The sequence below is a fragment of the Paraburkholderia dilworthii genome (assembly GCF_000472525.1).
GTDB classification, from domain to species: domain Bacteria; phylum Pseudomonadota; class Gammaproteobacteria; order Burkholderiales; family Burkholderiaceae; genus Paraburkholderia; species Paraburkholderia dilworthii.
The window spans coordinates 132,398-146,422 of the sequence record NZ_AWZT01000014.1 but is presented as its reverse complement, the minus strand read 5'-3'; the positions used below and the strand labels follow the sequence as shown (position 1 = coordinate 146,422).

At 62.3% G+C, this 14,025-nt stretch carries 13 protein-coding genes; 10 read left to right on the top strand and 3 right to left on the bottom strand.

Features of this window, described 5'->3' with window-relative positions:
- The first annotated feature begins 1,340 nt into the window (after positions 1–1,340).
- On the top strand, positions 1,341–1,898 hold the full coding sequence (locus tag F759_RS0115080; RefSeq protein ID WP_027800586.1) for a carboxymuconolactone decarboxylase family protein: 558 nt from the start codon (positions 1,341–1,343) through the stop codon (positions 1,896–1,898).
- A 37-nt stretch (positions 1,899–1,935) separates the two neighbouring features.
- A complete protein-coding gene (locus F759_RS0115075) occupies positions 1,936–2,781 on the top strand; it encodes a helix-turn-helix domain-containing protein (RefSeq protein ID WP_027800585.1) in 846 nt (281 codons plus the stop codon).
- 43 nt (positions 2,782–2,824) lie between these two features.
- Here F759_RS0115075 and F759_RS0115070 read toward each other — a convergent pair whose 3' ends face one another.
- Both F759_RS0115070 and F759_RS0115065 read right to left on the bottom strand, forming a co-directional pair.
- Positions 2,825–3,169 (bottom strand): hypothetical protein, encoded by a 345-nt coding sequence (locus F759_RS0115070; RefSeq protein ID WP_027800584.1) that lies wholly within the window; start codon positions 3,167–3,169, stop codon positions 2,825–2,827.
- Positions 3,170–3,282: 113 nt separating this feature from the next.
- Entirely contained in the window at positions 3,283–4,170 is an 888-nt protein-coding gene (locus tag F759_RS0115065; protein WP_244438828.1) for a MipA/OmpV family protein, read from the bottom strand.
- A gap of 163 nt (positions 4,171–4,333) precedes the next feature.
- On the opposite strand from F759_RS0115065, the gene F759_RS0115060 reads away from it, so the two are divergent.
- A complete protein-coding gene (locus tag F759_RS0115060) occupies positions 4,334–5,047 on the top strand; it encodes a response regulator (RefSeq protein WP_027800582.1) in 714 nt (237 codons plus the stop codon).
- On the top strand, positions 5,044–6,393 hold the full coding sequence (locus tag F759_RS0115055; RefSeq protein ID WP_027800581.1) for a sensor histidine kinase: 1,350 nt from the start codon (positions 5,044–5,046) through the stop codon (positions 6,391–6,393). The genes F759_RS0115060 and F759_RS0115055 overlap by 4 nt, the downstream gene beginning before the upstream one ends.
- Before the next feature lie 70 nt (positions 6,394–6,463).
- Here the strand turns inward: F759_RS0115055 and F759_RS0115050 are convergent, their stop codons facing one another.
- A complete protein-coding gene (locus F759_RS0115050) occupies positions 6,464–7,087 on the bottom strand; it encodes a nitroreductase family protein (RefSeq protein WP_027800580.1) in 624 nt (207 codons plus the stop codon).
- Between the two features lie 479 nt (positions 7,088–7,566).
- Between F759_RS0115050 and F759_RS0115045 the strand changes: the two genes are divergently transcribed.
- From F759_RS0115045 to F759_RS0115020, 6 genes are all read left to right on the top strand, one after another.
- Positions 7,567–7,800 carry an MbtH family protein gene (locus tag F759_RS0115045; RefSeq protein ID WP_027800579.1) on the top strand — a complete coding sequence of 78 codons (234 nt, stop codon included), beginning with the start codon at positions 7,567–7,569 and terminating at the stop codon, positions 7,798–7,800.
- An 18-nt stretch (positions 7,801–7,818) separates the two neighbouring features.
- Positions 7,819–8,679 carry a thioesterase II family protein gene (locus tag F759_RS0115040; protein WP_027800578.1) on the top strand — a complete coding sequence of 287 codons (861 nt, stop codon included), beginning with the start codon at positions 7,819–7,821 and terminating at the stop codon, positions 8,677–8,679.
- A gap of 87 nt (positions 8,680–8,766) precedes the next feature.
- Complete coding sequence (locus tag F759_RS0115035) at positions 8,767–10,203, top strand: cupin domain-containing protein (protein WP_036024462.1); 1,437 nt, start codon at positions 8,767–8,769, stop codon at positions 10,201–10,203.
- 170 nt (positions 10,204–10,373) lie between these two features.
- Positions 10,374–11,276, top strand: a complete 903-nt coding sequence (locus F759_RS0115030; RefSeq protein ID WP_027800576.1) for a YqcI/YcgG family protein — start codon at positions 10,374–10,376, stop codon at positions 11,274–11,276.
- 102 nt (positions 11,277–11,378) lie between these two features.
- Entirely contained in the window at positions 11,379–13,025 is a 1,647-nt protein-coding gene (locus tag F759_RS0115025; protein WP_027800575.1) for a cyclic peptide export ABC transporter, read from the top strand.
- A 17-nt stretch (positions 13,026–13,042) separates the two neighbouring features.
- Positions 13,043–13,861 (top strand): ATP-binding cassette domain-containing protein, encoded by an 819-nt coding sequence (locus F759_RS0115020; RefSeq protein ID WP_027800574.1) that lies wholly within the window; start codon positions 13,043–13,045, stop codon positions 13,859–13,861.
- Positions 13,862–14,025: the final 164 nt, after the last annotated feature.

Sequence of the window (14,025 nt, the reverse complement as noted above, 5' to 3'; positions counted from 1 at the left end):
CGTAATCAACGGCGGCACGATCGACTGGTCGAAGAGCACAGGCATCGTCAGCGCGCTTTACGATATGAACGGCGGCTTTAGCGCAGGCACGCTTGTCGCTAACCCGGCCTGGCTCGCGCCGCTGTACAGCGGTCTCGTGACGCAGATAACCGGCTACCAGCTCGTCAACTCGCTCACCGACCTTCAGAAGATNGAGAACAATCTTGCCGGCAACTACGCGTTAGGCAAAGACCTCGACGCTGGCAATTCCACGTTCCAGACGCTTGGTTTCGCTGCCGGCACGTCGTTCACCGGGCAGTTCGACGGTATGTGGCATACGATCTCAAACCTTTTGCCGACCTACGTCGCGGTGTTTGGCGATATCGGTCCAAACGGCGTCGTGCGCGACCTGAACGTCAACGCGAACGTCGGCCAGGCGCTTTTTTACTTCCCTAACGGGGCCGCGATACTGGCCATTGAAAATCACGGAACGATTGCCAACGTGTTTACATCCGGGGCCATTGCATCGGGAAACCTTGGCAACGAGTTCGCCGGGCTCGTCGCGACCAACTTCGGGTTGATCGCGCGATCGGGCAGTAGCGCGACCGTTACGGCGGATGGCGCTGCCGGCGGGCTGGTTGTCGGTAACAAAGGGACGATCACCGAGTCGTATGCCACCGGTCCGGTCTCCGGACTTAGCTCGCACGGTTCAGCGGGAGGACTCGTCGGCTCGTTCGTTGGGAACACCGGCACGATCACGCAGTCGTTTGCGTCCGGAAGGGTGGTCGCAGCGTCGGGGAGAGCAGGAGGTATCTGCGCCGGCTGCGGCGATCTTGGCGGCGACGTTTACTGGGACATCCAGACGACGGGTCAACCGTCGAGCGGCGGCAATCTGCCGGCATCGAACGGGCTCACTACCGCTCAGATGAGCGACCCGAAAAGTTTTTCCGGCTGGGACTTCGGCCCGAACGGCGTGTGGGTGACGCTGCCCGGAGCCTCCCACCCCGTTCTCAGCTGGCAAGTCGCCCCGCACTGAATCATGGTCTCCTGAGCGACGCTCGTATGGGCGTCTACCGCGTTGCGCGACGCGGTAGACGTCGTTTGCGCAAAATTCGCCTCGCGGCGGCCGTTGTTCCTCTCGGGACGATCTTCACCAATCCGTTCAGGCCGGCCACGAGCGCGCGATACAGCAAGGCAGGACGCGGCCCGATCCCCGCTCGTGCCGCATTACGATTTCGCACCACGCCGCCCGTGCTTCGCAGCGTCGATTACATCCGATGTAGTTGGCGTAACGAACGACCGCGCCTACTCTTCGGCTGTCGCGCTTCCATTCCGGTCGCGCTCACGGCCACGGAGATACCATGTCCAGCTATCCTCTTTACACGATCGAATCGGCTCCCGCGCAATCAAAGCCCGTGCTTCAGCAACTGCAACAGGCGTTCGGCATGATCCCGAACATCGCCGCAAAGATGGCCGTATCGCCGACGTTGATCAACGGTTTCATCGGCTTGTTCGAGCGCGTGCATGCGAGCAGTCTGACCGAGCCGCAGATTCAGACGCTGTTGCTGACCAATGCGGTGGCGAACGCAAGCGAATGGCCGGTCGCGTTTCATACGGCGCTCGCGTTGAAGGAGGGCGTGCGGCCTGCCGATGTCGACGCGATCCGGCACGGTGTGTTGCCGAACGACGCCGGATTGGCCGCGTGTTCGGCATTGGCTCGCACGCTGATAGAAAAGCGCGGCCGCCTGGCCGAACCTGACAAGAAACGCTTCCTGGAAGCCGGGTTCAGCGCCGAGCAGATACTCGAGGTGATTGCCGTGGTGGCTGCATCGACGATGACGAACTACGCGAGCAGCGTCACGCACCCGCCGCTCGAAGCGCAGTTCGAGGAGTTCGCCTGGCATGCGCCCGCACCATGAGTCATCATTGTCCGTCCACGTAAATTGGGAAAATTCGATGAATGCCACCCGCCCCGATCCGAAAGCGCCGCCGGTCGAACTCGGTGATCTGCTGCGCTATTGGCGGGACGTGCGTGGTGTGAGTCAGCTTGAACTATCGCTCGAGGCCGGCATCTCGCAGCGTCAGATCAGTTTCATCGAAAGCGGGCGTAGCGTGCCTGGACGGGACACGTTGCTGACGCTTGCACAGACGCTCGATGTGCCGCTGCGCGAGCGCAATGCCCTGCTGCTCGCGGCGGGCTACGCGCCCTTGTATTCAGAGGCGCCGTGGAACGCACAGGAGATGCACAGCGTCATCCGCGCGCTCGAACGAGTCGTTCGCCAGCATGAGCCGTTTCCCGCGATCGTGATGGATCGCCACTGGAACGTTCTGATGACCAACGACGCAGCGCCGCGCTTCTTCGACTGTTTCATCGACATGGCCGCGCGTGAAGGTCCGCGCAACATGCTGCATCTGATCTTCGATCCGCAGGGGATGCGGCCATTCGTGGCCGATTGGGACACCGTTTCGCGATGCTTGCTGCAACGTGTGTATCGAGAATCGGTCGGTCACATGGTCGACGCCGGCACCCGGCGTCTGCTCGACGAACTGTTTGCGTACCCAGACGTGCCGCGCGACTGGAAGACACATTACGGGCCGCCCGCCGCGCCCACGATGCCCGTCATTCCAATGGATTTCATCAGCGATGGCGTCGTCCTTCGATATTTCTCGATGGTGACGACCGTTGGTGCACCGCAGAGCGTTGTGACACAGGAACTCCGCCTCGAATGCATGTTCCCCGCCGACGACGAAACCGAAGCACGCCACCGCGAATTGCTCGCCGTGCATTCGAAAGGGCACTGAACCGATTCTGCCGATGGGGCGCCGCGTTACTCGTCTGTCTACATCATGCGGCGCTGATTCGCCTCGCGTATTCCAATGCCTCAATCAGAATGTCCACTTCCTGCCGCGCTTCGCGAAGCTTCTTGCGAAGCAGGATGTTCTGTTGGATCGCTGCCGTCACATCCGTGATCTCGATGAAGTCCCGGCAGCGCAACGGACGTCGTTCATTCGGATCAGAACCGCAGGTTCTCCAGCCCGCGAGAACATCCTGACGGGCAGACGACCCAACGATCCCCTTTGTCTGCATAGTCCGGCCAATAGCATTCTGCCCGGTCGCGGAGCCGCTTTCCGCGCAATCGTGAGGCTCCGTCCACGAGGTCGGCCGGGTGCTAGATACGCCAAACAGCATCGGATTGCTCCTTCTAATTGTACGAGCGAATTGCGGCCCGCTATCGGAAAGGCCGCATTGGGATACTGGCGATCGAGCCGCATGAAGCGTCCGATCCGCGCAACGTGCCTGGTTCACTTGAACTGATAGATGTAGCCGAGGCGGGCTGCGGGAATGAAGCGCTTGCCGATGAGCGGACTATCGGAGATTGCGCTGCCGAGATGCGTTACCTGCAAATCGAGGCTCACCGACTGATGCTGCGTCATCTGGTAAGCAACCCGTGTTCCAATCGTGGCGTTCACTGTGGATTTCCCGTCATACGCAGGCCGTCCGGCTCGCGCCTCTGATTGCATCACGCCATAGTAGTAGTCGACGTATTTGCTGTTCAGCCACTTCGCGTCGGCATGCGGCTCGATCGTCCATTTCCCGGATTCGAACGTCTTTCTGAATTCAACGGCGGCCTGCTGTCCCTTGTTTCCGCCGATCAGATAGCTCGCCGTCAGCGTACCGAATCCCGAATGCCATCCGAGCGCCGGGCCATACCAGAACGTGACGCTGTCGCGGTTCTGCATGCCGTTCAGAATCGGCGCGTCCGATGCCTTATAGCCTTCGAGAATGCCGACTCGGCCACGCAACGCCAAGCTGACATCGTTCCATTGGCCGACCTTGAGATCGAGCGTCGTAGCAAACGCGCTGATCCATTTGTTATCGACGTAGAAGAGCGGAATCGGCGTGATGCGCGCGCTGTCGCCTTTGTACGGCGATGGCTCGATTCCCACACCGGCGCCGAGTCCCCAATGGGTCACATTGGTCGCCTTGCTCAGGACCGTGAAGCCGGAGCCTTCGGGATTGTTCACGTTCTGCGCGCGAACGATACCGGCACTCAAAAAAAGCGAGGCGGTGGCCAACAGCATCCGGTATTTGCGCTGCCGGTCTTTTCTCGCGATAGCTGCCGATGCGGTCTGCAAAAACTTTGAGACACAGGCGCCTTCGCCATGCGCCGATTTCGATGACATTGCCATTCACGAACCTCCAGTCGGGGAGCCCGAGATTACTCAGGAGATTCAACGGCATGATGTGCGTTATTTTTCCGCGTCGATACAATGTGTCCGCGCTGAAATATTGACGACGAACGGCTGACATCAAGCGGTAAGCCGCCTCAGGTTAGCATTGGGAATGACTTATATGCCGCACGTACTGGTGGTCGACGACGAAGAGGACATCAGGTCCTTGCTGACCGGATTTTTTCGCAAGCACGGCCACGAAGTGAGCATTGCGACCGACGGCCAGAGCCTTTTTGCGGCGCTGGAGGTTCAGCACGTCGACATCGTGATTCTGGATGTCATGCTGCCGGGCGAAGACGGCTTTAGCCTGTGCAGGCGGATACGCGCGGCATCGAAAGTGCCGGTGATCATGCTCACTGCGGTGGCCGACCATGTCGATCGGATCGTGGGCCTGGAAATGGGCGCTGACGACTACCTGGTCAAACCATTCGATGCACGCGAACTGCTCGCGCGAGTCAAGGCCGTACTGCGTAGAACGACGCAGGCGGAGGCCGCAGTCGCGGGTACGGCCACGAGGCCAGTACTTTCGTTTGCGGGCTGGCGTCTGGATATTGCGCGGCGCGAACTGCGTTCCGCGGATCATACGCTGACTATTCTTTCCAGTAGCGAGTTCGATCTTCTGCTCGTGTTTGCCGAGCATGCTCAACGAGTACTGACGCGCGATCAATTGCTCGATCTCGCGCGCGGCTCGTCGCATGAAGTCTACGATCGAAGCATCGACGTGCAGGTGGGCCGTTTGCGCAGAAAACTCGACGCCGGCCCGGATACGCCTTCCGTTATTCGCACGGTCCGAGGCGGCGGCTATATGTTCACTCCGATGGTTCGACGCGGATGAGGGCCGGTCTCCGTCCGCCGGATACGATCGCGTGGCGGATCGCGCTTACGGTCGGCGCGGCTATTATCGGCGTGCTCGTTCTCAGTGTGCTCTTTAACCACCTTGCAGGTCCGACACCGACCGAGACCGCGTTGCTCGATCGGGCGGACGACACGGTGCGCATGATCGATGCAGCGTCGGCGGCCGAGCGCGCGCGACTGGCGGGCGCAGTGCAGATTGAATCGAGTAAGGGCGCATGGTATCCGGCCGCTTCGCAGGTCGCCCGTCGCCTCGCAGCGGAGCAACCCCTCGATGCAAATTCGGATATGGCCAGGTGGTTTTTGACAGAAGGCCGCCAGCGTCGCCGGCTGTTTTTCAGCTCCGACGATCCGCTCTCTCGCGCAATCACGTTCGATCGCGCTGCCCATCCGCATGCCTACTTTCTGGCTGTCGAGTTGCGCGATAGCAGCTGGGTGGTTTTTATCGCCACGCATCGCGACTGGGGGCTGTTGCAACCCTCGCAGGTTGCCGTCGCATTGGGATGTGTGGCACTGTCGATTCTTGCGGCCTCCGTCCTGGCCACCTATTTCCTTTCCAAGCCGATCAGGCAGTTCGCGCAGGAGCTTCGCCGGATCGGTGGCGATCCGCGCGCGGGTCCGGTACGCGAAAGCGGGCCGCGAGAACTACGCGCGGCGATTGCGGCGTTCAACTCGCTGCAGGCGCAATTGCGCAAGTTCATCGAGGACCGGACGATGATGCTCGCCGCGATGTCGCATGATTTGCGTACCCCGCTCACAAAGATCCGGCTTCGCGCAGAGTTCATCGAAGACGACGATCAACGGGCGCGTCTCTTTCGCGATGTCGACGACTTGCAGGCGATGGCGGACTCGGCCCTGTCTTTCTTCCGGGACGACTACAAGGACGAAGAGGCCACGGTTTTCGACTTCGCCGGACTACTGCGCACCATCACCGACGACTATAGCGATCAGCGGCAGCCTGTTTCGTACACCGGTCCCGATCGCCTGCCATTCAACGGGCGGCCATCGTCGTTGCGGCGCGCCTGCATGAACCTCGTCGACAATGCGCTCAAATACGGCCATAGCGCTGAGTTGCAACTAAACTGTTGCGAGACGCATATGGTTTTCACGGTCAGCGACCGCGGCGCCGGCATTCCGGCTCACGCGCTCGAACAGGTATTTGCGCCGTTCTTTCGCCTTGAGCAATCGAGAAACCGCAGCACAGGCGGCATGGGTCTCGGGCTGACATCCGCGCGAGCCGTGATCCGCGCTCATGGCGGCGATATCGCGCTTCGCAACGGCGAATGCGGCGGGTTGGAAGTGTGCGTGACATTGCCGCTCGTGTCGTGATTGCCGCCTGTCGGCACGAAGTCGAGCACCGTTTTATCGAGACCTCGCTCAGCTGCCTGGCCGAATACCTTCAAACAGACGCGCGCCCTAACCACTCACGCACGTAGATTGAATGCGGTGGCCGCACCACCGGATGCTCGCGAGATCTCGGTGTTCCGACAAACAGAAAACCCAGCACGCGCTCGGACGGCTCGAAGTCGAGCGCGGCTCGCAGGTTTGCGTCGTACGCGTCGGCGCCCGTTGCCCAGAAGCCGCCGTAACCGAGCGCGTGAATCGCATTGAGCATGTTCATCGCGGCCGCGCCGACCGCAAGCAATTGTTCGGATTCCGGAATGCGCGAGTCCGCAGACGGCGCCGCGGCGATCACGATCACGAGCGGCGCCGTGTACGCGAGTTGCCGGCGATGCTCGTGCTCCGCGCGGGGCGTTGCCGGATCGCGTCGCGCCGCGATATCGACCAGAACATCGCCGAAATCGGCGCGCGCGTCGTCGCGAATCAGCACGAAGCGCCACGGACGCAGCGCTCCATGATCCGGCGCTCGCATCGCGGCATCGAAGATCAGGGCTAGCTCGGTACCGCTGGGCGCCGGCGCGGCCAACGGCCAGTACGACTGCCGCGAGAGCAGCGTGTCAAAGAACGCTTGTTGCGGCGGCGAAGCAGTGTGGTCGCTGCGGCGGATCTGCGAGGTGTCCATGACGGTCGGCTCGAGTTTCTATCCGATAGATGATCGCCATAAACGCGCGATAATGCAAATGATTCTTATTTGCTTGTCTGATGAAAGCTTTTAGCTTAAGCTGCGTTTCGATTGCTGCGCACGTCCGCTTCGTCGACCGTAGGTTGATTTCGGGGCAGTGCCCGGCGCATGAATGGGCCGTCAATAACCCGTTCGCATAGCGCTGTGAGCAGGGGTGCTTGCCCTAAACAGCCCCGCCCGGAATTCGGTGACAACACATCGGGCAGCGGTAGCACCTCGGCGCTGAATCGAAGCGAGAGAGAGCTTGACATGCGTCGCAGCCGGCGAGTAGATTTTAATGGAAATGATTCGCATTTAGATGCATGTCGAATGGCAGGCGAATCGAGGTAACCAAGGCAATCGGCGGCGCATTGCGCGGAAGAGCAGCGCGGCGCTTTCATCAATCAAACAGACGCACACAACTTCATTCGGGAGCCGCGATGAGCTGGGGTGACGAAAACAGCAACTTCGTTGTCGTTGTAAATCATGAGGAACAGTATTCGATCTGGCCGGACTACAAAGCGATCCCCGCCGGCTGGCGCGAAGCGGGCAAGTCGGGAAAAAAGGACGAATGCCTGCAATGGATCGACGAAGTCTGGACTGACATGCGTCCGCTGAGCTTGCGGCAGGCGATGGCCGAGAGCGCGGCGGCCGAAGGCGTCATCGATGCGTGATCCGCGGGCGTCCAACAGATGACCCCGTCGAATCGTCCGCCGCACGCGTCGAACGCGCTCACGCTCGTGTGTCTCGCGCACGCGGGCGGCAGCGTCGCGCTCTATCGGGACTGGCAGCATCGGCTGCCGTCATTCGTGCAGGTGCGCACGCTCGAACTGCCTGGCCACGGTATGCGCCGGTCCACGCCGCCGCACACCGAATGGCCCGCGCTCATCGCCCAACTCGCGGATGAACTCCTCGCACTAATCGACAGCGGCGCTCCGTTTGCGTTGTTCGGCCACAGCATGGGCTCGCTCGTGGGCCTTGAACTGATGCACGCGCTGCGCGAGCGCGGCAAGCGCGCTCCGGTCTGGTTCGGGGCGTCGGCCACGATATCGCCCGTGCGCCGCAATCACGAAGCGCATTGGCTGGATTGTTCGCATGACGAAATGATTGCGTGTCTGCGCGAACGCGGCGGCACGCCTGCCGAACTACTTGACGACGCGGATTTCGTCGACTTCATGTTGCCGCTGCTGCGCGCCGACTTTCATCTGTGCGGCGCGCATCCGGCACATATCGCGGCGCGGGCCGCTGCGGGCGCCGCGATGTTACATGGCTCGCCGGCCGCAGGAGTGCGGAGCATGTCGGCCGCGCTGGACTGTCCGATCGACGTGTTCGTCGGCCGCGACGATCCTGCCACGGCCGCCCATACGGATGTCGATGCCTGGGCTGAGCAGACGCGTGGCGTATGCGCGGTTCACTGGTTCGACGGCGGGCATTTCTTCATCGACACGGCGCGCGAAGCGGTACTCGCAGTCGTTGCCAAAGCGCTCGCTGAGCATGCGCAGCGAGCGCAACAGGCGCGAGGCGTGCACAGCATGCAAGGCGTCGCGGCATGACGGAACCGTTGCGTGAATAGCTCGCGCCGTGCGCTTCGTAACCATCACTCGCAGTACTGAGGCAACCCGGATAAGGACCGAATGATCATGAGCCAGGCTTCGCTGCCGATCTTCGATTTCTCGCCGTTCGTTGGCCAAAGCGAGCGCTACGTCGCGCTGATCAAACAGTTCGCGGCGGCCGAGCCGTTTCGCAGCGCGACTGTCGAGGAACTGCTGCTCGACGACGACTTTCATCGCCGCCCGTTGCGTCCCGAGGACTTCGATTTTCTCAAGTTCATGAAGCCCGTGCGCCAGCACAACGTAAGCCGTCTTCCGGCGCTCGCGTCCGGGCGCACGCTGATGTCGATCTACGAGCTCGACGTCGCGCGCGCGCCGGCAAGCAGCGAGCCGGCCGACTGGCAACGCTTTGCCGATTTCTATCGGGAAGACACGCGCGTGCTCGGAGCGCAGATCGCGCCGTTTCTCGAAGCCTACGCGTTCGAATACCTGGCGAAGGACGTCGATACGAGCGAGGGCATCGACGCCGCAAGCGCGCGCTTGACGCATATCGTCGATGAGGAACTCGCATTCTGGAGCGCCACGTTTGAGCGGCTCATGCGCAACGACTACCTCGACGAAGGGCTGCGTTTCATCATGGTGCAGCGCTGGGCGCTGGCGGTATCGAAGCGCCGCGCGCTCGCGCGAGCCGGCGCAAGTGGATTCTTCGACATGCTTGCGCCCGACGAGCGCCCGAGTCTTCATCGCCAGTTGCCTGACGACGCGCTCTTCGAGCGGGTCGCCGCGGCAAGCTGTATCGCGCGCAGGCAGCACGCCTACTGGCAGTTCTATCTGCCGACGAGCATCGCGAAATGCAATCTGCTGTATGCACTGGCACGCCGTCCCGACCGCGCATTCGGCCTGGTCGGCGCGGCCTTCGCGGCCGAGGCTGAATGGCTCGCGTTCGGTCTCGCGCTTGAACGCGCTTGCGCCCATCTGCAACCGGCCGGCCGTGGCCCCGCGGATGCCGTCGCGTTGAAAGCGGCACTGGAGCAGCGCTGCGCGCGTGCGCTGCAGCGCATGGTTGACAGCTTCGGCGACGCGGCGCGCGCTCAGTGCGTGCAGGGCATCGTCGCAGGCCAGCGGCTCGCGGAGCGCGGGCGCTGGGATCTCGGCGAGCAGTTGCGCTGGCTGTCGTCGATTCGCGACTACATGGCCTTTGCGCATCGCATCAGTTCGCGTATCGACGCCGAGTGTCCCGGCATCGACCGCGAGACGTTTGTCGAGCCGCATGAAATGTGTTCCACAACGCACGTCCACAACGATCACCGTCTTGTCACGATCGAGGAGGGCGACATGCTGTTCTGGGGCAACGTCGGCATGCAGCTCTCGATGCACAAAGGCGATATGGTGCTGATTCCCGATGGCCGTTTGCACGGCTCGACGGTCGTATCCGATGAATGCACGTACCACCAGCCGATCATTCCCGACGAGTGGGTCGAGGCTCTCGTCGCCGAGCTCGATCTACCGATGGCGGCCTCGACCTGATAGCACGAGATCGACAACGAATCGGCAGCACGATGCGGGCGCTAACGGCAAAGATCGACAACAAATGCGCCTCTTCCCCCACGACAGCAGCATCGACGTCCCGGCCAGCGGTCTGGGATGCCTCGCGCGTTCGACGCGCACAACTGTGGGTCAGGGAGAGAGAGCGAACGATGCAAGCAGGCAACAGTGCTATCGCAGAGGCCGATCGATTCGAGGTTGGCGACTGGAAGAGCCGGATCATTGCCGGCAGGGCGAAGGGCGCGGCGGTGTCCGCGCCCGCGTGGCTGGACGCTTCGTATGCAACGCTGCGCGAGCAGGTGCTCGACCCGGCATATCCGTGCTTTTTCGGCACGATGGCGGAGCGGCGCGGCGAGATGTTCTACTCGTTCGTCAACGGCCGCGATCTGCGCGATTTGCCCGCGACGATGCAGACCTTCGCGGAGTTTGCCGTGCAGCCCGAGTACAGGAGAAACAACATCGCGGTATTTTTCGAGCCGGACCGGCAACCGCTTACGCACGATGCCTACCGAACATTCTTCTGGGGCATTCTGCAACGGTTGCACGACGTCGATCCAGATCCGGCGGCCGACCAGCAGCCCGACCCGATGGACGAGGCATGGGAGTTCTCGTATGCGGGCGTGCAGATGTTCGTCGTGTGCGCGTGCCCGTCGTTTCGCGCACGCCATAGCCGCAACCTGGGTCCAGGCATGGTGCTGCTGTTTCAGCCGCGTTCGGTGTTTGTCGATACCATCACGAACAAGGTGATTGGCCGTGAGGCTCGCAGTCAGGTGCGCAAGCGTCTCGAAACATGGGACGAGATCCCCGCGCATCCCGATCTCGGCTTTTATGGCGACCCCGGCAATCTCGAATGGAAGCAGTACTTTCTCGACGACGCCAACGCGCCCATCGAGGAGCGCTGCCCGTTCCTGAAACGCCGCGCGCAGGCGCGCGAGATGTCGGCGGCCGACGCGCAGTCCGCGCAGGCGCGCCGTCACGTGGCACCGCACGACGCGCGCAACGAACACGAAAGAACCTTCGCGCATGGAGACGCTGCGCGAGGCACCGATAACTGACGCGGCCGGCGCGCGAGGATATCTGCGTGACGCTCACGGCATTCGCTGGCATGAGCCGGCTCGCGGTCCTCTTGCTCTCACGCTGCAACGAAAAGGAGATTCATGTCGGTACTTTTGCAACTGGTCAGCAAGTCGCGTTGGATGATCGCCGCGGCGCTCGTCGCGAGCGTGCTCGGCGGCCTCGGCAATGCCGCGCTGCTCGCGCTCATCAACCAGGCGCTCGTCGCGACGCCGGACGGGCTCGCTCGCCTCGGCTGGCAATTCCTCGCGGTCGGCCTCGGGGTGCTGGCAATGCGCGCTCTTGCGCAGTCGCTGTTCATGTGGCTCGGCCAGCAGGCGAAGGCGACGCTGCGCATGCGCACGATTCGTCGGATCGGAGATGCCGCGTTTGCCCACCTGGAAAAGCAGGGCGCGGCGAAATCGCTTGCGGTGCTCACGCAGGATCTCGACACCATCGTGGTGTTTTTCGTAAGCCTGCCGTCGCTCGCGATGCAAAGCGCGGTGATAGTCGGCTGTCTCACGTATCTCGGCTATATGTCGTGGCCGATTCTGCTGGTCGGGATCGTGACCATCGTATTGGGGATGGCGGGCTTTCGCTACGCGCACAACCGCGCAATGTTTCATCTGCGCGCCTCGCGCAAACGCGAGGACGATCTGGTCAAGCACTTCCGCGCGCTCTTCGACGGCGCGAAGGAACTGAAGCTGCATCGCGCCCGCAAGCACGCGTTCGTTGAAGACACGCTCGCAAGCAACGTCGAGGCGGTGCGTGTGCAGCGAACCCGCGGCTATATGCTGTACGCGGCTGCGTCGAGTTGGGGCAACTTCATTCTGTTCGCGTTCATCGGGCTCACGCTGTTCGTATTCGCGCGTTATATCAAGGTCGATCCGCACGTGATGTCGGGTTATGCGATCGTGTTCGTCTACATGATCATGCCGATAGAAGCGGTGCTCTCCGCGATTCCGAGCCTCAGCTCGGCGCGCGTTGCGCTCGAACGCATCGAGCAGGTCAACGCTGAACTGCCGCGTGAAGTCATGCTCGAGCCGCCCGTTGCCGCATCGTTCGACACCATTGCGCTCGACGGTGCCACGCACCGCTACTTCCGCGAGAAGGAAAACGAGGTGTTCACCCTCGGGCCAGTCAATCTCACGTTCCGGCGCGGCGAACTCGTCTATCTGATCGGCGGCAACGGCAGCGGCAAGACCACGCTCGCGAAGATGCTGGTCGGTCTGTATGTGCCGGAGAGCGGACGCGTGCTGCTGAACGGCGAGCCCATCGACGAAGCGCGGCGCGATGCTTACCGTCAGCATTTCTCTGTCGTGTTCAGCGACTTCTTTTTGTTCGACACGCTGCTCGGCATGCACACCGATGGACTCGACGCGCTCGCGCAGCAACTGCTCGTCGACCTTCAACTCGATCACAAGGTCAGCGTGAAGGACGGCAAGTTTTCGACGCTGGATCTCTCTCAAGGGCAGCGCAAGCGGCTCGCGCTCGTCGTCGCGTATCTCGAGGACCGGCCGTTCTATGTGTTCGACGAATGGGCCGCGGATCAGGACCCGCTCTTCAAGGACGTGTTCTATAAGCGCCTGCTGCCCGAGCTGAAAGCGAAGGGCAAGACCGTGCTCGTCATCACGCACGACGACCGCTATTTCCATCTCGCCGAGCGCTTCGTCAAGCTCGATTTCGGCCAGATAGTCGAGGACGCCTCCGGCGCCGCGCACGCGGCGACCCTCACGTCCGCTTATAACTGATCAGGATGTCAACGCACATGAATGGCAATCCATCCGTTATTTCCGCGGGCGTCGCGCACGGCGAGCCGATGTACGAACTTGACGGCGTGTCGTTTTGCATCGGCGAGCGCGTGCTGTTGCATCCGCTCGCGCTCACGCTGCCGAAAGGACGCGTGTGCGGCCTGATCGGTCACAACGGATCGGGCAAATCGACGCTGCTCAAACTGCTAGCGCGTCAACAGTCGCCGACGGCGGGCGCGCTGCGTTTCGCGGGCCGCCCGTTGCGCGACTGGGAGAATCGCGAGTTTGCCCGGCAGGCGGCCTATCTTCCCCAGCAGCAGCCCGCCGCGAGCGGCATGACAGTGCGCGAACTGGTGGCGCTCGGCCGCTATCCGTGGCATGGGGCGCTCGGGCGCTTTACGGGCGTCGACGGCGAGAAGGTTGATGAGGCGATGGAGCTCACCGACATCACGCGTTTCGCGGATCGCGCTGTGGACAACCTATCGGGCGGCGAGCGGCAGCGAGCATGGATCGCGATGCTGGTCGCGCAGGACAGCCGGTGCTTGCTGCTCGACGAGCCGATCTCCGCGCTCGATATCGCGCATCAGATCGAAGTGCTCGATCTCGTGCGCACGCTGAGTCAGCAGCGCGGTTTAGGGGTGGTGGTCGTGCTGCACGACGTCAATATGGCAGCGCGTTTCTGCGACGACCTGATCGCGCTGAAGGGCGGCCGCCTGCTCGCAAGCGGCACCGCGCCGGAGTTGATCGACGAAAAGACGCTCGGCGCGATTTACGGCGTGCCAATGGGTACGGTCGCGCATCCGCGCGGCGGCACGCCAATCAGTTTCGCGTATTGACCGGCCTGCGCGTGTCGGCCCTCGCATCGTTATGATGCGAGGCGGCCCGCGTCGCATGATCGGCAACGGATAACGGCGTTCGCAAGAGACGCCTTGCTTCCCCGCAATGACGAAATTCACGCCGCCGGCGCAAGCATGCGACGGCGACGGTCTCTGTGCGCCGC